This is a genomic window from Bacillus sp. VT 712, assembly GCF_001614195.1.
In the GTDB taxonomy this organism is placed as follows: domain Bacteria; phylum Bacillota; class Bacilli; order Bacillales; family Bacillaceae_H; genus Priestia; species Priestia flexa.
In genome coordinates this window covers 1-20,875 of record NZ_LWBK01000023.1, presented here as the reverse complement: position 1 = coordinate 20,875, position 20,875 = coordinate 1, and the positions used below count along the sequence as shown (strand labels likewise).

21 protein-coding genes are annotated in these 20,875 nt (G+C 34.3%); 2 read left to right on the top strand and 19 right to left on the bottom strand.

Annotated elements, in window-relative coordinates; all coding sequences use genetic code 11:
- Positions 1–152 precede the first annotated feature (152 nt).
- The 14 genes from A2U94_RS12290 to A2U94_RS12225 form a co-directional block, all read right to left on the bottom strand.
- Positions 153–1,898, bottom strand: a complete 1,746-nt coding sequence (locus tag A2U94_RS12290; RefSeq protein ID WP_062954559.1) for a phospho-sugar mutase — start codon at positions 1,896–1,898, stop codon at positions 153–155.
- On the bottom strand, positions 1,861–2,868 hold the full coding sequence (gene manA, locus A2U94_RS12285; protein ID WP_062954558.1) for a mannose-6-phosphate isomerase, class I: 1,008 nt from the start codon (positions 2,866–2,868) through the stop codon (positions 1,861–1,863). Before manA ends, A2U94_RS12290 begins: the two co-directional genes overlap by 38 nt.
- A 16-nt stretch (positions 2,869–2,884) precedes the next feature.
- Positions 2,885–3,724, bottom strand: coding sequence for an aldose epimerase family protein (locus A2U94_RS12280; RefSeq protein ID WP_062954556.1), 840 nt, complete (start codon positions 3,722–3,724; stop codon positions 2,885–2,887).
- A 59-nt stretch (positions 3,725–3,783) separates the two neighbouring features.
- Complete coding sequence (locus tag A2U94_RS12275) at positions 3,784–5,163, bottom strand: sugar phosphate nucleotidyltransferase (protein ID WP_062954555.1); 1,380 nt, start codon at positions 5,161–5,163, stop codon at positions 3,784–3,786.
- 3 nt (positions 5,164–5,166) lie between these two features.
- On the bottom strand, positions 5,167–6,312 hold the full coding sequence (locus A2U94_RS12270) for a glycosyltransferase family 4 protein (RefSeq protein ID WP_062954554.1): 1,146 nt from the start codon (positions 6,310–6,312) through the stop codon (positions 5,167–5,169).
- 17 nt (positions 6,313–6,329) lie between these two features.
- A complete protein-coding gene (locus tag A2U94_RS12265; protein ID WP_062954552.1) occupies positions 6,330–7,682 on the bottom strand; it encodes a UDP-glucose dehydrogenase family protein in 1,353 nt (450 codons plus the stop codon).
- 32 nt (positions 7,683–7,714) lie between these two features.
- Complete coding sequence (locus A2U94_RS12260; RefSeq protein WP_062954551.1) at positions 7,715–8,911, bottom strand: glycosyltransferase family 4 protein; 1,197 nt, start codon at positions 8,909–8,911, stop codon at positions 7,715–7,717.
- A gap of 45 nt (positions 8,912–8,956) precedes the next feature.
- Entirely contained in the window at positions 8,957–10,432 is a 1,476-nt protein-coding gene (locus A2U94_RS12255; protein WP_231882759.1) for a lipopolysaccharide biosynthesis protein, read from the bottom strand.
- A gap of 16 nt (positions 10,433–10,448) precedes the next feature.
- Entirely contained in the window at positions 10,449–11,576 is a 1,128-nt protein-coding gene (locus tag A2U94_RS12250) for a glycosyltransferase (RefSeq protein ID WP_062954548.1), read from the bottom strand.
- A 41-nt stretch (positions 11,577–11,617) separates the two neighbouring features.
- Positions 11,618–12,688, bottom strand: a complete 1,071-nt coding sequence (locus tag A2U94_RS12245) for a glycosyltransferase family 4 protein (protein WP_062954546.1) — start codon at positions 12,686–12,688, stop codon at positions 11,618–11,620.
- A gap of 50 nt (positions 12,689–12,738) precedes the next feature.
- Positions 12,739–13,881, bottom strand: coding sequence for a GumK N-terminal domain-containing glycosyltransferase (locus tag A2U94_RS12240; protein WP_062954545.1), 1,143 nt, complete (start codon positions 13,879–13,881; stop codon positions 12,739–12,741).
- Between the two features lie 53 nt (positions 13,882–13,934).
- Positions 13,935–14,621, bottom strand: coding sequence for a sugar transferase (locus tag A2U94_RS12235; protein ID WP_061786107.1), 687 nt, complete (start codon positions 14,619–14,621; stop codon positions 13,935–13,937).
- A 1-nt stretch (position 14,622) separates the two neighbouring features.
- Positions 14,623–15,501: a UTP--glucose-1-phosphate uridylyltransferase GalU gene (gene galU, locus A2U94_RS12230; protein WP_062954543.1), complete on the bottom strand. Its 879-nt coding sequence runs from the start codon at positions 15,499–15,501 to the stop codon at positions 14,623–14,625.
- A 314-nt stretch (positions 15,502–15,815) separates the two neighbouring features.
- Positions 15,816–16,586, bottom strand: coding sequence for a tyrosine-protein phosphatase (locus A2U94_RS12225; RefSeq protein WP_062954541.1), 771 nt, complete (start codon positions 16,584–16,586; stop codon positions 15,816–15,818).
- 507 nt (positions 16,587–17,093) lie between these two features.
- Between A2U94_RS12225 and A2U94_RS12220 the strand changes: the two genes are divergently transcribed.
- Positions 17,094–17,540, top strand: a complete 447-nt coding sequence (locus A2U94_RS12220) for a VanZ family protein (protein WP_062954540.1) — start codon at positions 17,094–17,096, stop codon at positions 17,538–17,540.
- A gap of 311 nt (positions 17,541–17,851) precedes the next feature.
- Here the strand turns inward: A2U94_RS12220 and A2U94_RS12215 are convergent, their stop codons facing one another.
- The 5 genes from A2U94_RS12215 to A2U94_RS12195 all read right to left on the bottom strand — a co-directional run bounded on the left by A2U94_RS12215 (position 17,852) and on the right by A2U94_RS12195 (position 20,237).
- Positions 17,852–18,313 (bottom strand): competence protein ComK, encoded by a 462-nt coding sequence (locus A2U94_RS12215; RefSeq protein WP_062954538.1) that lies wholly within the window; start codon positions 18,311–18,313, stop codon positions 17,852–17,854.
- A 132-nt stretch (positions 18,314–18,445) separates the two neighbouring features.
- Entirely contained in the window at positions 18,446–18,937 is a 492-nt protein-coding gene (locus tag A2U94_RS12210) for a sigma-70 family RNA polymerase sigma factor (protein WP_062954536.1), read from the bottom strand.
- Positions 18,938–19,169: 232 nt separating this feature from the next.
- Positions 19,170–19,418: a hypothetical protein gene (locus A2U94_RS12205; RefSeq protein ID WP_062954534.1), complete on the bottom strand. Its 249-nt coding sequence runs from the start codon at positions 19,416–19,418 to the stop codon at positions 19,170–19,172.
- Complete coding sequence (locus A2U94_RS12200) at positions 19,415–19,600, bottom strand: hypothetical protein (RefSeq protein ID WP_062954532.1); 186 nt, start codon at positions 19,598–19,600, stop codon at positions 19,415–19,417. The genes A2U94_RS12205 and A2U94_RS12200 overlap by 4 nt, the downstream gene beginning before the upstream one ends.
- A gap of 13 nt (positions 19,601–19,613) precedes the next feature.
- Positions 19,614–20,237, bottom strand: coding sequence for a hypothetical protein (locus A2U94_RS12195; protein WP_062954530.1), 624 nt, complete (start codon positions 20,235–20,237; stop codon positions 19,614–19,616).
- Between the two features lie 141 nt (positions 20,238–20,378).
- Here A2U94_RS12195 and A2U94_RS21165 point away from each other — a divergent pair, with 141 nt between their 5' ends.
- The gene (locus tag A2U94_RS21165) at positions 20,379–20,630 is read left to right on the top strand and encodes a hypothetical protein (protein WP_156482243.1); all 252 of its coding nucleotides are present in this window, start codon (positions 20,379–20,381) and stop codon (positions 20,628–20,630) included.
- Positions 20,631–20,875: the final 245 nt, after the last annotated feature.

The following is a 20,875-nucleotide window of genomic DNA, read 5'->3' as shown; positions in this document are numbered from 1 at the left end:
CTTAATAGAATCAAAAATAATACAAATTCTATTATAATAGACATAGATATATTTATCTATATCGTTTTTACAATATTATTAAATATTTGTTGCTATTTGGTGTAGCTGTATAATCCCTCCACCCTTAATATCTCTAGAGATGGAGAAGTATTTCAAGCTTTTATGCCAATTAATTGGTTAACTAAAGACATGACTTCTCCCTGCAAGCTCTCTAACAACTCTTGACTATTTATAAGTGATTGACCTTTTACAGCAAAATAAAACTTCGCTTTTGGCTCCGTTCCAGATGGACGAACCGTAAACCAAGAGCCGTCTTCTAAATGAAACTTCAGCACGTTTGACGTAGGCAACTGAATGCTTTCTACCTTACCATCAAGTAGATTTGTTTTTTCATTAGATTGATAGTCTTCAACCGCTACTACTTTCACTCCAGCTACTTCTTTTGGTGGGTTATCACGAAATGCTGAAAGAATACCTGCAATTTGCTCTGCTCCGTCTTTTCCTTTTAGAGTAAGCGATTCTAATGACTCTTTGTAGAAGCCATACGTTTCAAAAATTTCTAGTAACCCATCATACAATGACTTTCCTTGCGCCTTATAAAAAGCTGCCACTTCAGCAGCAAAAATAGCTGATTGAACGGCATCTTTATCGCGCACAAAGTCACCTATTAAATAGCCGTAGCTTTCTTCATACCCAAACTGGAACGTATGCGACTTTGTTTGCTCAAACTCATTAATCTTTTCACCGATAAATTTAAAGCCTGTTAGCGTATCAATCGTTTCTAAACCAAAGCTAGATGCAATGGCACGACCAATTTCAGACGTAACAACTGTCTTCACAACTACGCCGTTTTCAGGAAGAAGACCTTTTTCTTTCTTTTGTGACAGTAAATAGTGAAGCATCAATGCACCCATCTGGTTACCTGTGAGCACAACGTATTCACCGCTTGAATTTTTAACCGCTACTCCCAAACGATCTGCATCAGGGTCTGTACCCATTAGAAGGTCTGCATCGATTTTTTTCCCGTATTGAATTGCAAGCTCAAACGCTGCGTGTTCTTCGGGGTTTGGTGACTTGACTGTCGAAAAATTAGGATCCGGTAGCTCTTGTTCTTTTACAACCGTTACGTTTGTAAATCCAAAAGCTGCTAAGCCGTCGCGAACTGGCTTATTTGCCGTACCATGTAGCGGTGTAAATACAATCTTTAGCTCACTGCCTACGTTTTCAACAAGCTCACGATTCAGTTGAATCGTTTGTAAGGCTCCAACATATGCTTGATCTATTTCTTCACCAATGTAAGATAACAGGCCTTGTTCAAGAAGTTCTGCTTCTTCTAATATCGGCACCGTTAGTTCATTTTCTACTGCGTTGACGTAAGAAATAATTGTATCCGCTGCTTGGGGTGGAATTTGTCCGCCGTCTTCACCGTATACCTTATAACCGTTATACTCCGGTGGATTATGGCTAGCTGTAATCACAATGCCTGCAAATGCTTGTAAATGACGTACTGCAAACGATAGCTCAGGTGTTGGACGTAGCTCATTAAAGATGTATGTCTTAATTCCGTGCTTTCCTAATACCTTGGCTACTTCTAAAGCAAATTCAGGTGACTTGTGGCGAGAATCATAAGCAACCACGACTCCACGCTTCTTTGCACTTTCACCATTTTCATCAATATAACGAGCAAGTCCTTCTGTTGCTTTACGAACCATATAGATATTTAAGCGGTTTGTGCCTGGTCCAAGCTCTCCGCGCATGCCGCCTGTTCCAAACTCAAGATTTTTGTAGAACGCATCTTCTGCTGCTTTTTCGTTCTCTTTCATTTTATTTAGTAAACCTTTTAACTCACTATCTAATTGCTCAAACGTTAGCCATTTCGTTAGCTGTTCCTGCCACATGCTGCTGTGTGCCTCCTTTATGATTTGGATGAGATGCAATGATAGATAATTGACCTTCTATTTCGAATGTTTCAACTCCATTAGGGAGAAGAAAGTGATCACCTTTTTGTAAAGCAAATTCACCTTCGCTTGTAATTAACGTTCCAATTCCTTCAATTACGCTTCCTAGAGTGAAGGGACCATCTTGAACTAGTTCAGCTCTTGATTCGATATCCCATTTATAGACTGTAAAGTAGTCTTCTTCTACAAACGTTGTAATTGTCGATCCCTTCATTTTAGCCAGAGTTGGCTCTACCTTTGTAGCCGTGTGAGGAACCGTTGTTACTTCAATAGCTTTTTCAATATGAAGTTCACGTAGTTCTCCATTTTGTCCTACGCGGTCGTAGTCATAAACACGATACGTCGTATCTGAGCTTTGCTGTGTTTCAAGAACGAGTGTTCCTTTACAAAGTGCGTGAATTGTTCCGCTTGGTACATAGAAAAAATCACCGGGTTTAATTTTCACACGCTGCAATAAATCATCCCAATGACCTTCATTAATCATTTGAATAAACTCTTCTTTTGACTTAGCGTGATGACCAAAAATCATATCCGCATCCTCATCACAATCAATAATGTACCAACATTCCGTTTTACCAAGTTCACCAAATTCATACTCTTTTGCATACTCATCGTTTGGATGAACCTGTACCGATAAATCATCGTTTGCGTCTAAAATTTTCGTTAAAAGCGGGAATCGATCACTTTCAAAGTGCCCAAACAAATCAGGACGTTCTGACCATAGCTCTCCTAGCGTTTTGCCTTCAAAATCTCCGTATCGTACTATGCTTTGTCCATTTGGGTGCGCAGAAATAGCCCAGCACTCCCCCGTTTGGTTAGATGGAATTTGATAGCCGTATGTATCATTTAGTTGGGTCCCACCCCAAATTCTTTCTTGAAATAATGGCTTTAAAAAAATGGGTTGCTTCACCTATTTACATCTCCTCTTATCTTTCCTTTAATGAAATTGTTAAAAATGTATGTAATATCTCACCAGGCTTTATATATTGAATATCTTCTTTTGTATTTAATGAATTGGGCTTAGCCATCCAAGGTTCTACACAAAGAAATTCTTTTTCTGGCTCAGACCACAACGTCATATAGTTAAATTCTCTACTATACTTTAAAACCAGGGACTGTTTAGGATTAATTGGAAACATAATCTTTGGTTCTTTCGTATCCAATAGAATAAGAGCTTCTTGTGTCTTTGTTAAATCTAAATTACTGTCTATCTCTTTTACTTTATTATCATTTACATCTAAATACTTTTTAGCATCTGTAATCAAAGCAATATCTTTATTGTCGACTTTAAAATATGGATGAAAGCCAGCATAAAAAGGCATCATCTTACCTGAAATATTCTTATAAGACTGATGCATAATAAACTCGCCTTCACATATCTCAAATGTAAATATCAAATGAAAGTGAAACGGATATTGACTATAAGTATCTTCGTTACTTATCAGCTCAAGAGTAATAAATTTATTAGTCTTATCTACATTCTTCACTGTCCAAGGCATATTTCGAGCAAAGCCATGATTTTTCATCGTAAATATTTCATTATCTATCTGATACTGATTATTTTCTAGTCGATCACAGATAGGAAATAAAATGGGGATACCACCACGAACATTACTCGTTTCATCATAAAAAGTTTCCTCGTTGAGGTATAAAATTTCTTGGCCGTGTAAGCCTATACTAGTCACTATTCCACCGCGTTCAGGTGAAATCTTAAACCACGAATTTGTTTTCTCTTCTTGAACTTCATATATAGAAAAATGGGGCATGAATTTCCTTCCTTTATATCAAACAAAAAAGCAGGTACTTTACCTGCTTTTCTACATTATTATGCTCTTTTTACACCTAATACGTTCTCTTCAATTTCTTCCCACGTCATATATAAACGTACAATATCCTCTTCAATTAATTGAGTTCCAGTTTGAACTTCAATAATTTCTAAGTCTGTTGTTGCTCTAATTGCATGCTTTTCTCCAGCTTGAACTTGCAAGACATCTCCAGGCTTTACGGTACGTATTTCATCATTTAGAATAAATTCGCCTTCACCTTTAATGATTGTCCACACCTCGTCACGATAATCATGAAGCTGATAGCTTAAATTCTTCCCAGCAGCTACACCGATACGCTTAGTTAAAACTTCCTTATCTTCTTCAAGCTTTGTATAATCAAGTACTTTATACCATCCCCAACGGCGCTCTTCATACATTGGACGGTTATCAAAAGCTCCGACTAACTCTTTAATTCGAGGGCTTGCTTCCTTATCAGAAACAAGAATTCCATCAGGACTAGCTGCTACAACTAAATTAGAACCACCTAAAACTGTAACAGGGATATCTAACTCATTAATTAAGTGAACATTTTCACTATCTTCACTAATAACACCCTTACCAATTTGCTTAGTGGCCATCTCTTCCGTTAAAGTATTCCACGTTCCAAGATCCTTCCAATACCCATTGTATGGAAGAACCACAATGTTTTGTGTTTTTTCAACCACTTCATAGTCAAAACTAATTTTAGGTAACGTCGCATATTGTTTTAACAATTCTTCATATTGAGTAGGAAGCCCCTTCTCTTCTAGAATTGAAATTACGTATCCTAACTTAAAAGCAAATACACCACAGTTCCAAAGCGCTCCATCTTGAATTAACGCACTTGCTGCTGCTTCAGAAGGCTTTTCAGTAAAGCGCTGAACTGGCAGATAGTCTGTCTCACTTTGGCTTACTGTTGGTACAATATATCCATATTTAGAAGAAGGATACGTTGGAGTTACACCAATTAACGCTAAATCCGCACCACTATCTTGTACCGCTGTCTCTAAGTCTTTAACACGACTGAAAAACGCATCATCAACATATGGATCAACTGGTAAGATAGCAACAACTTCATCTAAGTCTGATTCTTTAACGCTATATACATAAGAAGCCGCTAGTGCAATTGCTGGAAACGTATCACGACGACAAGGTTCAATAATTAAGCCAGCTTGATTATCAAGCTGGCTTTTGATCATGTCCTCTTGTGATTTTCCTGTTGCAATTACAGTTGATTCAGCAAATCCTACGTTACTAATTTGATTCCATACTCGCTGAACCATAGATTGTAAATTTGATTCTTTATCTTCTAATACTTTTAAAAATTGTTTTGAGCGTGAATCATTTGATAATGGCCATAAACGTTTACCTGATCCACCTGATAAAAGTACAAGTTTCATTATTTACACCTCAACTTTTTCTCGAACTATTTTTTTGTTTAGTTTCTTTTCAACAAAATCTCTAAATTCTTCTCTAAATCTCTCTGGAGAGAATCGTAAAGCATTCTCACGACAATCATCTGGAGAAATGAAGTTCTCAATCTCTTCAAAGCGCTTTACACTATTAATAATTGCCTCTGGAGTTTGTTCTTTAAAGAACAGGCCGGTAGCTTCACTTACTTCTCCAAAAGCATTTACTGTTTCTAAAGCTCCACCTTTTCCATAAGCTATAACAGGAGTTCCACAAGCCTGAGCCTCAACAGGTGTAATACCAAAATCTTCTTCGGCTGCAAATACAAAAGCTTTAGCACGCTGCATGTGATCTTTTAGTACTTCAAACGATTGATAGCCTAATAACGTCACGTTTGGTGTTGCGATTGCTTTAATCTTTTCAAAGTCAGGTCCTGTACCGATAACAACTAGCTTTTTATCAGGCATGCTACTAAATGCTTCGACAATAAGATTAATTTTTTTATAAGGAACCATGCGAGATGCCGTTAAATAGAAATCTTCTTTTTTGTCTCCCATAGTAAATGCGGATACATCCACTGGTGGATAAATAGTTTCGGCCTCACGATGATATACTTTCCATATACGCTTTCCAATAAAGTTAGAGTTTGACAAAAAGTAATCTACACCATTAGATGTACGATAATCCCAGTTACGAATGTTATGTAGCATCACTTTTGCTAGCATACCTTTTAAACCTTTATTTAGCCCAGCTTCCTGAAGATATTGGTGTTGCAAGTCCCAAGCATATCGAATTGGAGAATGAACGTAAGAAATATGGAGCTGATCTGGTCCAGTAATGACTCCTTTAGCCACAGCATGAGAACTAGAAATAACAATATCATATTTAGAAACATCCAATTGTTCAATAGCTAAAGGCATAAATGGTAAATAGCTTCGATATTTCTTCTTCGCCATAGGCATTTTTTGAATAAAAGATGTATTAACTTTTTTATTCAAAATAAAATCTCGTTGATTTTCTGGTAGAAAGTCAACGAGACTAAATAAATCTGCGTGAGGATATATTTTTAAGATTTCTTCTAGTACCTTTTCTGCACCCGCATAAGTAACAAGCCAATCTTGTATAATAGCTACTTTCATTTCAAAGGTTCCCTTCTTTACTTTATATAGTCTAAAGGTTGCATCTTTTTAGTCTCATTATTTAATAAATAAGGGCGACCAATTGACTTATAGTTTACCGTTACTTTTCTCATTTCAGATAGTTTAAAGCAGTTACGTCCATCATATACAAAAGGAGATTTCATATGTTTACTAAATAATTCAACATCCATATTTTTAAACTCATCCCACTCAGTAAATATAAAGCACAAATCAGCTTCTTTTAGAGTATCTTCAATAGAATTTCTATAAATAATTTGAGTGTCACTGTATAATTTTCTGAATTTTTCCATTCCTATAGGATCATAAACTTGCACTTCAGCACCTTCATCAATTAATAATTGAATATTGGGCACTGAAGGTGCTTCTCTTAAGTCATCGGTTCCTGGCTTAAAAGTAAGACCTAAAACTGCTACTTTAAGACCTTTAAAGAATGGAAAATCTTCTCTAGCCATTTTAATTAATTTAAACTTCTGCTTTTCATTTACCTCTATGGCTGCTTTTACAGTTCGCAAAATATAACCTTCTTCTTCTGATAACCAATGTAACGCCTTAGTATCCTTTGGAAAACAGGATCCCCCATATCCAATCCCTGCATGTAAAAACTTGTCTCCAATACGATTATCATAGCCCATTGCTGCGGTAACATCCTCAATGTTAGCACCTACTTTTTCGCATAAATTAGCAATATCATTCACAAATGATATTTTTAAAGCTAAAAAATCATTTGAAGCATATTTAACCATTTCTGCACTACGACGATCCATTGTAATGATAGGAATATTAAAAGGTTCATAAACTTGACTTAATTTCTGTTTCGCATATTGACTTTCGGCTCCAATAACAATTCGAGATGCTGAAAGTGTATCACGAACAGCTGTACCTTGGGCAAGGAACTCAGGGTTAGAAACAACTTCTATGTTAACTTTGCTGTTTAAGTGTAATTTTATTAACCTTTCTACCTTATCATTTGTTCCTACTGGAACTGTAGACTTTATTACAACTATGCAATTTCGTTCGACAGTCTCAGCTATTTGACGAGCAACTGTATAAACAAAATTTAAGTTAGCCGATCCGTCTTCATTTTCCGGGGTTCCTACTCCAATAAATATAATATCTGAAGATGCATATGAACTTTTATAATCAGTTGTAAATGTTAACTTTTGTGAAAACAAGTTTTTTGTAATAAGTTCATCTAGGCCTGGTTCGAATATTGGAGAATTCCCTTTGTTTAAAAGCTCAATCTTTTCTTGATCTGTATCTACGCAAGTTACATTATGACCAACTTCAGCTAAACATACTCCTGTTACTAGCCCTACATAACCAGTACCAGCTACTGTTATATTAATCAATTTAAACAACTCCCTAATTTTTTATTAGTTATCTACTCTTTTAACTTATGTATCAAATCACATAGATACAGCTCTGAGCCATAATTATTAACTACTTTTTCCCTAGCTTGTTTTCCTAATAATACACGGTACTCTTTATCGCTTGAAACTCTAAGGATTTGATTTGAAAGATTATCAATTAAATTTTCATTTACATCTACTAGTACTCCACAATCATCAGATAAAATTTCAGGAATTGCACCTACTCTAGTGGAGATTATAGGTTTTCCTACTGCCATCGATTCAACAATAGTTAAACCAAAAGGCTCACTCCAAAGAGATGGCAATATAATAATATCCCCACCGTTTAAGTATTTGGGTAAATGGCTATGTTCAACATAGTTTGTTAATATAACTTTATTTTGAGGCAGTGAATTAAGTTCATTTCTCACTTCTTCTACATAATTGCCTTCGTTGAGTTCACCTATGATAACAAGCTTTAGAAAAGAATTTTTTCTCAATGCTTTTTTAAACGCTTTTATTAACTCTAGAACACCTTTCTCCGGAATTATTCTTCCGTGATATAGTAATATTAGGTCTTCTTGAGTAAACTTATATTTTTTAGACAAAAATGACTCATAAGTTTTATTAGGCTTAAATTGATTAGTATCTATTCTATTTTCTAATGTCCGTATTTTATAGGAATCTTCACTTTCGCATACTTGTAAAATCCTTCTACTTATATAATCACTAACCGAAAGAACTTTATCAAATAGTTGAATAACTTTTACAGAATAAGAATTTTCTACATTTATAGTATCATTATGCAAATGTAAAGCAATATTTTCATTCTTAAGATATTTTCTTAAATAATTTATATATAAAGGCCTGTTTTCAACTATAATCCAATCATATTTTTGTTCCCTAAGCTCTTTCGTTACATTTATTACATATGGATGTGTAAGCGTAAAGTACATGAACTTTTTCAATCTAAATTTCGCCAATATTTTTTCCACTATAGTAAAACTTGTTTCGTATAAAGAATTATACTTGATAAATTTAAAATTTGTATTTTTTACCCCTTTACTACTCATTTCAGCTTTTTTATCATATTTCGAATAGACAGTAATATCAATTGGCTTTGAATAACTTTCGTTATTTTTAATTAGTAAATCCACTAAGGTTTCTACCGCTCCACCCTTTACTGCTGGAACTGGTTTTACTTCATTACATAAAATAGCGATTTTCATATTTTCTCCATCTTATACCATAAAATTTTAATTTTAAAACAAGATTCAAACAGATATTTTCTCCTTATTTTTCACTTTAAATTTTTCACTTTTGTAAAGATCAAAAATCTTTTTTATAGTAGAAGCTTGTAAAATAATTAATATTACAAATATTAATGAATTAGTTAGAGTAAGATAGCTTTGTAAATAAGCATTAGCAATAGCTGTAAAAAATAATATAGTCAATACAATATAATGATTTACAACAGAAAATGACATTCCATTCTTTGATGAAAAATATGTTCGAGCTATAAAAAAGCAAATATATGATACAGAAGTTGCTATTGCTGCACCTAAGGCTCCTAATTTGGGAACTAACAATAGATTAATAATAAAATTTGGAACTACAGCTACTACTCCTACCCATATACTCAAATAAGTTTTCCTAGAAAATACTATCCCTAAACTTGTAGTTTCGCTAACAGTATATATAATCGGTTGTAAACATAAGAAAGCTACTATGTACCTAGCATCTGAATATTCTGGAGACAGTATATAAACAATTAAATCTTTGAATCCTACTATAAACATAAAAATAAGCGACATACATAAGAGTATTCCATCACTAACTAATTTAAAATATTTTATATCTTTTTTTTGATCATACCATCTGTAAGCAGTAGGAGTCCAAAAACTGGTAAAACTCAATTGTATAATACTCAAAACACCTGCAATTTTTAACGTAGCAGTAAAAATACCAATTTCGTAAAAATCACTCCATGCTCTTAAAGCTAATCTGTCTAATGAATTTAAAAGACTCGAGATAGACGTAGCTATTAAAATGGGAAGACCAAACAAAACCATGCGCTTTAATAATTTTTTATTAATAGAAAACTCTTTATATTTAAAAAGAGTTCTATATCTTATTATTAAATAAAGATCTGCTAAAAGTTGACCAATTATAGCAGAATATACAATTGCTAAGAAATCTCTTCTTAAGAGGAATATAAAAATCAAAGTAAATATAAGAATAGATAATTTGGTTAAGATAGTTAATAAAGAATATTCTAATGCTTTTTCTTGCATTCTTAATGAGAGTAGAATAAACCGTTCAACAACCATAACAATAATCATAATTCCAAATAGAATTGTAGCAATTTTGAATTTCTCATCTCCAAACAATAGTAAAGAAATATCACTTAAAAACAATAAGATAACTATAAAAATTAAAAAAGCTAACATCAAAGGAATTAATATAGCGTTTTGAAATAGATGTTTTTTATTTTGTATTGAATGGTACTCCCTAGTATAAGCTTGATCCACACCTAAGTATAGAAAAGTTCCTACAATAGTTTGAAGTAATAAGAATATACTTGCTTTTCCATATTCACTAGGATTAATAAAATGCGTTGTTAAAGGTATTGTGATGAATGTAATCATAGCTCCAATAACCGGTCCAACTGAAAATCCTACAAGTTTTTTAATAAAGTTATTCATTTTATCAATAGAAATACTTCTATCATTCACCTCAAAAAAAATCAATATTTTCTGATAATAATTAAATTGAATATAAATGTTCTAACCATTCATTAATGATATTATCGATTGCAAAGTCCTTTGCTCTTATTAAACTTTTATATTGTAATTCTTTCCTTTTAGATATATCGCTCACTAATTCATTTATATAATACTTAAATTCTTCTATATTATACTTCTTTATTAATACACCAAACTCTCCTTCACGTAATATTTCTTTAGGCCCAAAGTTGTCAAAACTTACTATTGGTAAACCAGATGCCATTGCTTCAGTAATAACTAAACCAAACCCTTCCCATCTGGAAGTAGATATAAATATAGAACCTTCAGCATAAAGGTTTCTTAGCTCATCATGTTGTAAAGGGCCTTTTAAAATAAATTTCTTCTCTAGGTTCTGATTTTTAATAAGTGTTCTAAAACTCTTTTCATCATCTCCTTTACCTACCACAATGATTTTCCATTCACTATTTATTAGTTTTGCAATTTTAATTAAGTAATCTAATCCTTTTTGTTCCATTGATAATCTACCGACAAAAATAATATTCTTGTTATCTAATTTACTCAACTTGGGGTTATTTAAAGTTAGGGGGTTATATATTTTTTTGGAATTAGAATTAATTTTTTTAAAATTAGTTAAATCTGCATTTGTTAAGCATACTACTAAATCTGCTAATTCTAGCCCTTTTTTATAGTCAATAATAAACTCTTTACAATAATTTTCCATATAAACATCATAACTATTATGTTGCCAAGCTACAATTTTAAGTTCTGGAATGTACTCTTTAATGGTAGGAATAACTGCTGTTAAAGTATTCTGACATAAAATTAATACATCATAACTGTTTTTTTGTAAGTGATTTATTAAATCAAATGTTTGTTCTTTATAAATATCTAATATACTAATTGGATTTTTATTAAGTCTATATTTAAAATAGAAAGCTCTCTTTATCAGCTTTCTGCTAAATGTTCTAGGTTTAATATCCTTAGGAATCTTAACCTTATCTTCTACATGATAAAAAAAATCATATTTACCTGAAAAATCAATTAAGGTCACATCTTCACCCTTATCACATAAAGAATTTGCTATTTGTATAGCAACTCTTTCTACACCACCTAGACCGAACCCCATATTTGTAATACAAATTTTCATTATATAGTCTTCCTTTTATTTTAGTAATGTTAGCTCTTTAATTATAATAAACTTTCAATAATCTTTAGGTGTTGTTCAACACTTTTTTCCCAAGTGAATTTCGCAGCTTGTTCCAATCCTTTTTTTGACAACATTTGTAATTTATCTTCATCTTGTAAAGTTTCTTTTATTTTTCCGGCTATATCTTCTACGTCATAAGGATCAAAATATATAGCAGCTTGTTCACAGACTTCAGGTAATGAAGCTGCATGAGAGGTAAGAACTGGTGTACCACATGCCATAGCTTCTAGAGGAGGCAAGCCGAAGCCCTCGTACAAGGATGGAAAAATTAATGCCTTAGCACCTTTTACCCATTCTTTTAACTCTTCGTCGCCAACATATCCTGTAAAAGTTATTTTATTTCCTAATTTCTCGCTAATCTCAGATATACTATCATCACCAGTAATAAAACCTTCTTTCTTTCCAACTATAACTAAATTTTCCTTTATATCAACTTGTAAAGTCTCATAAGCTTTAATCAGGCTTGGTAAATTCTTGTGAGGTTTGACATTCCCTACATATAATATGTAAGGTTTATTAAAATTCTTTTTATCTCTAAATTTAAACCAATCTTCGCTTACCCCATTATATACAACATCTACTTTACAATCAGCCTTTCTTCCTAAGTAGATAAGAGCTCTTGATTTACTAAATTCTGACACTGTAATAACTTTATTCGCTTTTCTAGCTAATATTTTAAACATAAACTTCGAATACAACTTCTTATCAATACCACTTACGAACTGTGGCATATCTAGATGGAAAAAATCATGTACTGTCACTAATATTTTAGTAGAAGATAAAACAGGAATGTTGTAATGAGGTGACCAGAATAAATCATATTCTTTTGTAATTTTTCTATTTAGCTCTATTTGCTCTTTAATACTGTAAATAGAGCATGTACAATGAATTATATCAGTATTAGGAAACATCTCTGATAGTATCTCTTTATCTCCTAATAAAGTGACATTAAAACCTTTTTCCATAGTTATTATACGCGAGAGAATATTTTCTAAATATGTTCCTATACCAGAGCTTCTTATCATTCTAGCATCGACTAATAAATTTTTCATAATATCTTTTATCCTCAATCCATTTTATGATAAAACTTACAAAATTCATTTTAAACTTTATCAATGAATTTAATAATATTTTCAGATTTTGCTTCCCAGCTATAATTTTCAATACCTTCTTTGACTTCTTTCTTTGATAACTCTAGTGAAATGAGTTTCCTAATTTCAGTACTAATATTTTCGTAAAAGAATACATATTTTTCATTTCTGTGCTCTAGCTCTTCAGTTTTTTTTGTGAGCACTGGTAACCCAGTTGTTAAATATTCATATAATTTCATAGGGCTTCTACCTTTATTAGCCTTATGATTTGATAATGGTAACAGTGCTATGTCACTGTGCTGTAAATATGCGGGTAGTTCTTTATATTTTATGGGACCAAGAAAATGAAGGTTTTTTAAATTAGAATATCGCTGTAAAATCTCTTGGTTTTCGATCGGTCCAATTACTATTACATTAATATTTAAATTTTCTTTTGCTAGTTTTACTATGGAATCCAAGTCTAGTCTATCATCGATAGCACCCGCATATACAGCCTTTATACCCTCAAGAGTTTCATAAAATTCCGGTTTCAATTGTGGCTCTGAGAAATGTTTAAAGTCTACACCATTTTCTACTAACATATAAGGTAGACTATTATCAAATGATCTAATATGATCTAATACAGGCTTCGATGTTGCTATGAGTCCATTAGCTTTACTAATAATATTTTTTTCAGCATTAATTATACTTGAATCATTTAACATATCTGCGTATAAATCTGTTGGACGATAAATTATCTTTTCTACATTAAACATTTCTTCGATTCCTACCATAGTAGGTTGATCTATTATTAAATAATCTACATCCAAGCTTCCAAAGAATTTAGCAACAACCTTTTGAATATTCTTCTTTGCCAAGGACATAAATAAATTTTTATTCGTAATACTATATAAATATTTTAATGTGCTCCAAGGTGGTGAGAAAGTGAAAGGGATATAATCTATCAAATTTTCGTTTAGCTGTAAAGCTTTTCCTACCCTTTCTTTTTTTATAATATTTACTTCGTTTTTTTTAAAATAATGCAGTGGTGTAAAAGGTGTGCTGATATGAATTACTTGGTAGCCCTTTTTCGAAAAAGCTTGTGCTAGATGATGAGAGCCGACAACAAAAGGCCCTCCTATAAATGTATGGCTGACAAAAATTATCTTTTTCATCTTTCCTCCAATAATTGAATCTCTATCTTAGATTAAGAAAATGCTCTAAATAATTAGTAAGCACCTTTTCTAGATAATACTAATATAATTGTTTTGAAAATTATTTCACAATCTAATTTCACTCCTCTTTTATCAATATAGTAAAATTCTATGTCTGCCCGTTCTGGATACCCTACTTCACTCCTGCCACAAATTTGCCAGTAGCCAGTAACTCCGGGTTTCACATTAAGAAAATCTTTTAATCTATACTCATACTCCTTCAATTCTTCTTTAATTACTGGACGTGGCCCTACTAAACTCATGTCTCCCTTTAATACATTTATCAATTGTGGCAACTCATCTAAGCTAGTTACCCGCAAAAATTTCCCTACCTTAGTGATACGTGGATCTTCATGAGCTTCTAGCTTATAACTATTTTGAATATATTTCTTATACAATGATTTATCTTTTTTCAATACTTCTTCTGCATTAACAATCATTGAGCGAAATTTATACATTTTGAATTCTTTTCCATATTTTCCTATCCTTTTTTGGGAGAAAAATACCGGACCTTTGTTATTACCAAACAAATATAAAAGACTAATCAATAAAAAAACGGGAAGGGTTATTACTAAAGCAATAACCGCTCCTAAAATATCAACTATTCTCTTTGAAAATAAATAAAAGGCTGTTCGTCCACGTTGTGATCCATGTGTTTTTTCATTTGAAGATAGTTTAGGTTTAGTAGCTGTACTATTCATACTATTTTACACTTTCCTTTTCTAATAAACCCTTTAAAAAATCCATTAAAGGATATTTTAAATCTTCATGTTGCAAAGCAAACTCAAGCGTCGTTTCAATAAACCCTAACTTCTCTCCAACGTCAAAACGTTTACCTTCAAAATCATACGCAAACACACGCTGAATTTCATTTAGCTTCTGAATTGCGTCTGTTAACTGAATTTCTCCGCCTGCACCAATTTCCTGCTGCTCTAAGAACATAAAGATTTCAGGGGTAAATACATAGCGTCCCATAATAGCTAGATTTGATGGTGCTGTGCCTGGAGCTGGCTTTTCTACAAATGTATTAACTTGGTAGCGACGCCCTTCGTTTGAAATTGGATCAACGATTCCATAACGATGCGTTTGATCGTCACCTACTGTTTGAACACCAATAACCGATGACAATGTATTTTCATATTCGTTCATTAATTGGCGTAGTGATGGCGTCTCAGCTTGGACAATATCGTCTCCTAGTAGAACTGCGAATGGCTCGTTACCAATAAAGTTACGCGCACACCACACCGCATGCCCTAAACCTTTTGGTTCTTTTTGACGAATATAATGAATATCAACATTTGATGATTGACGTACTTTTTCAAGTAGTTCAAATTTCTCTTTTTCAATAAGGTTATTTTCAAGCTCTGGCGCATAGTCAAAATGATCTTCAATGGCGCGCTTTCCTTTACCCGTTACGATGATGATGTCTTCAATCCCTGATTCGATTGCCTCTTCGACTATGTATTGGATAGTTGGCTTATCTACGATTGGCAGCATTTCTTTTGGCATTGCTTTTGTAGCTGGTAAAAAACGTGTTCCAAGACCAGCTGCTGGAATAATGGCTTTACGTACTTTTTTCATAGCATTTCCCTCTTTCATTTTGTTTTCTTTTTTGACTGGTACATTAATGTATGTATAAATAAATGCTTATGGAAAAGCTCAACCTATATAAGATCTTTCATAAACATTTATAGTAAATTAGGGCATCTAACCCACCCTCACACCATACTCTTGACAACATTCGTGTCTAAGGTGATGTATTTCGCCACCCACAGTACAGCCGAGTACCTCCGTTGATAATGGTAAGGAGGTATCACCATGTTAAAATTCCTATATCAAAAAGTTATCTTTAAAATAAAAACAACAAACTTATGAGAACCTTCTCACAAGTTTGATTAGAATATCCCAAATAATTTCTTCTTCACTTTCACCTTCTCAGGCGAATCTTTAAAACATGCATTTCCCTTCACAATCGCATCTGCGTTGTCTTGGAACAAATACAGCATGTCCACACCGAACTCTGACTCAATCACGTCATTCGCTTGCTCCATGTAGAAGTTACGCCCTGATACATTATGAGCATCTGAAGCGATGACGTGCGTTAGATTGGCTTCTATTAAGTCTAGTGAGAATTTTTTGATTTTCTTTCCGAATCGTCCCGTTAGGCTACCGGCAGTTACTTGAGTGAGAGCTCCTTTGTTAACAAAGTTATAAAGTAGATCTGGCTCTTCAATTAACCGACTGTTTCGCTCAGGATGAACGATAATTGGCGTTAAGCCTTCTGATTGAATGTCATATAATAAACGTTCTGTATAACGCGGCACTTGGCTAGAAGGAAACTCTACGAAGACGTATTTTGACGTGTCGTTTAGGGTTAGTATTTTACCAGCCTGATAGTCCTCTACTAGCTCTCCATATATACGAGACTCTTGTCCTGGTAAAATAGGTAAAGGTATATTCTCGTCTAGCAGGCGGTTGTTCAGCTGCTGTACAAGTTCTAGAATGTCTTGTTTCTCATTTATGTACTTTCCGTTCTGATGATGGGGCGTTGCCACAATGGTACGAATGCCTTCTGAAACTGCTTGTCTCGCCATTTCAATACTGTCATCAATCGTTTGCGCACCGTCGTCCACTCCAGGTAGTATATGGCAATGTATGTCAATCATTTCTTTACACCTTCAATCCTTCCAAAGTCCCGAAAATCTTTTTTAATGTTATCACAGCGACAAAACAGGTTCAATGAATTATTTTGTCGAAAAATATCGAATACAGATTTTGTGTCACTTCATGTCTTTTTTCGCCCTTAAAATAGGTCTTATGCTTTACTGTTACTGTCGAACTCTACGGCTAAATTATAGTCTATTTAAATAGTCCTAACAACCTGTTTTTACATAAAAATTCCTTTGCTAAAAGAATTATGTAAATGCAAACGGCTTTGTTATAGGGTTTAACAAGATATCTCTCTATTTTTTCTAGGAATCAAAATGACAGCGTTTACATATTTGTAATAGAAGAAAGACGTTTTTAAATAAAAAGAACCACTTCTTTCCGACTTATATAATTAAGTCTTTCGATATAGTTCTATCGGTGTATGAATTCTCACCATTTTTCTTGCATTTACCTGTTGTTTTCCCTACTATAAAAGAATCTGGTAAAGAATAGGACGTAGTTATATGTTGAAACGAGTGTTATTAATTGGTTTACTGTTAGCCATTTCAAATTTTTCACATACGCCGCACTTAAAGGTGACGGACCCAGGCACGTGGCAAAATGAATCGGTATGGGATCACACGGCTACGCTTCAATCCATATTGGACCCAAGCGGTGAGTTTTTCACGCAGTATACATATGCGTTTGATGCAGAGTTTGTTTTGCGAAAGATTGCTCATCTTTCTTTCTTTGGATTGCTAGCTCTGTTAATCTATTGGAACCTACCAAAAATGAAAGGACGCTTTGTCCTTGCGTGGCTCTTGCTTGCAGGATTTGCGTTTATGGATGAAGTTCATCAAGCATTTATCGTAGGGCGCGATGGGCGCATTATTGATGTAATCATTGATTCGATTGGCGGAGCGTTGTTTTTATATTTATATGACCGATTTAAGAAATCAAAAAAAGCGTAGCAAGAGTAATCTTGCTGCGCTTTTTCGTTTAGACAAATACCATTTTCATATTCTGAACAACATCTCTTCCAATCGAGTCATAAATCATCTTTTCTTTCTTCACGTCTTCCAAGCAATAGCAATTTCGTCCGTCTAGCACGATGGAGGTTCTCATAAGCTCAGAATAGCGCTTTCGCTCATGAATTAACTGCTCGTATGGTTCCCTTTATATAATGCATCATGAACTATGCTCATTCCTGTCTAGAAAGCAACTTTACAAAATCTTAGCAATCCGCATCTATCAGCTAACCCTACAACCGAATATGTACCCACTACTTACGAATATCGTGCTGTACGGTTAAAGCCTTTGATAGCTTTTCTTTTAAGCTGTGCCGAGAAAGTGACGTTGGAAGATAAGTTTGATCGTGAAAGTAGATGATCTGTGAAGCTTGTTTCGAAGAAGAAAGCGTCTGAGTAACGTCGATATGGGATAGAAAATACCAGCTGCACAAATGTGATGTTGGAGACTTTGTCGGAATGACAATGAGCTCGTTGGCTTTATCGATGACAAGCGGAGGTTCTTTCGTGAAGCCAAATCGTTTTCTGACGGCGTATAGTGCACCCTCGAAGGTTGTGAGGTGCTGAATGCAAGATTCCATGAGTAGTTCTTTGCACGTTTTCGTGGAATAGTACTCGCCTTTCGCATCTACAATTTTTGTTTGGTACTGAAAGTGTTGAACTGGCTTCAACGCTTTTGTGTCAATGTTTATAACATAGTTTTCGTTTACTTCCATTTCACCAACCCCTTTACTTTTTTACTATTTTATAAAAAAGAGTTGTAAAAATCTAGTATTTTTTACTCAAAATTCATAATTATTAGTTTAATTATAAAAAAGCAGAAAGCTACCGCCTTCTGCTTCTTACTCTTATAAATACGGAAGCGTCTCTTTCAACTTTTTCCTAGCTGCTTTCCCCCAGTTTTTCACCGCTCCTGTCGATACCCCGTACTTATCTGCAAGCTCCTTATAAGAATAGCCTCCTAATAGGTATTCCAGAATATAAATCTTTTCTCTTGGCGTGAGGTGTTGGATCATGTCGTTAATAATGGACGACTGCAGCGCCACGGGAAGCGAATCGTCTGGGTGCATCACCAACAGCGTATCTTCTGTCAGCGCTTCTCGCTCGTCTCGTTTTACGCTTGCTCTTAGCTCCATTAAAATGGTGCCGCGCACGGTGCTGTAAGCATAAGCCGAAAACGAGCCTTTGCTTTCATCAAACTTTTGGTAAGCTTTCCACAACCCAATAAGAGCGAGCTGATAGTATTCTTCTTGTTCTTTATAAATATGATGCTTTTGAATCATCGAGACAATGAGAGGATGAAAGGATTCTGCGATTTTTTCAAACGATACAGATTTCATAGATTTGTCCTTTTGAAAAGCGCGCTTTTTCTTGTATTCCGCCGGTAGGTTTACTTTATCGAAAAGAAGATTTGAAGAACACTGACCTAATTTGACGATAATGGTTAGACACCATTCGTACTTTCCTGGGAAATAGTGAGGTTATTCTACAAGCGTAGTAATGGTAAAGGGTTCTTAAATAAAAACAGCTCCGTGGCGGTTTGCCACGGAGCTTTCCATTCTATGTAACTCATTATCTATAAAAGAATAAATTCTTAATGCCAATTGAAGAAACCGCTGTGGGAACTGCTTCATCCACGTTCTTACTTCGTTCAAGTGAAATAACAAGCGCTAGTTGATCAATCCCTTCACCTTTCATGCTATCTTCGATTAAACTTTTGCAGCTAGCCGCTTCGTGTTTGATGTCATGAAGCATATCATTTAGCTGAGCTTGTACGTCTTGCCTCGTATGCTGAAGGGATGCAGACATCGCATTTTTCATCGCTCGCCTAAGGTTTTTTTTTGTAACATTCTTCTTTGACTTAATAATGCTTCAATTTCATCCGGCTCGAGATTTGTTGTGTCAATGTTGGAGCTGTTTAGTGATGTCACCGAAGGGCTGTTTCTCGTGACAAGATTTTGAAGTAGTTGCGAAGTATGATCTGGCTTTCTAGCAAACTCCATTTATAATTCCCCCTTACTTTGCTGCAATGTAAGCAGCCAGCGTTTCATCTTTTTCTGTCATCATTTTAACTAAATACCTTGTAAAATCCCCCGCTTGTGAAACCTCACCTTGAAGCTTTTCAGCTGACTGTACGGCTTCTTCATACAGTTGGACATCTAAGAATAGTGCATCGCCTTTGTCGTGGGACTGAGCCAATTCTTGAAATATTTCTTCTACGTCACCAGCTGACAATAAATCATATTCACCAAACCCAACCGTATTTACAAACAAGGATTTTGTTTCAAGTGCTGCCTGAGTGGATTGTTGTTCAATGGATTTAACTGCTTGAGTAAAGGCATTCGCAGAGTTGAGTATGTGGTTAGTGAGCTTATTGGCAATGAAGTCTAATAGAAACACCTTTAGTAGAATAACAGAGGCACCCTTATTTGACATATTCGCACCCTCTGCCTGAGCAAGCATGGCCGAAATTAAAGCAGGATTATTATGTAATTTCTCTTCCAGCGTAATAACAGAACCATCCTTATGGAAGCTGTAGCGATTTAAACCATGACTTCCGCCTAGAACGGCTTCTAAAAACAGCTTATAGTTTAAACTAGCATTCTGTGATTGTAAGCCCTCGTTCACGCTACTTGTCATCACTTCATCTGCTTCATCTGCAACATCACCGAGCTGATCTGCTAGAAAGTTTCCTACATCTGAACCAAATTTATCAATTAAGGCTTAATTCAAATGAAATTGATGTTTTAGGCACGTCTCCTAAACTTAGTGAAAAATTTATTGATAAAGAAAAAGAACAGCGATTGCTTAAAGAAGCGGAAGAAGAAGAGAAACAAGTACAATAAAATCAAGAAGAACTCAATCATTAAACAAGCTTTAATGGATGATGATGTGAACAGCTTCATTGAAAGCATTAACTTTGAAGATGTGGTTTATATCAATCTTATGGGGGATATTGTGGTCGAGGATTATGTGCATAGTAACCCACAAAAATATAGCTTTTCTGCACACTTAGCACTTAATTCAACCTGAATTATTCATACCCAAATACAAAATCCCACAGGAAAGGCGATTTATCGGCTTTCCTGTGGGATTCTCTTTTTCACTAAAAAAATGAAAAAAGAATCCATTTCTGTTAAGGTTAAATCGACTAAGAACTAACCAAAAGAAAGGATTCTTCTCATGATTAGATTACCGCAAACAACACTTCATTTCAATCACCAACTCAAATTAACTCACGATGGAGGCGAACTTTCTTCCGATACTGGCCAATTCAT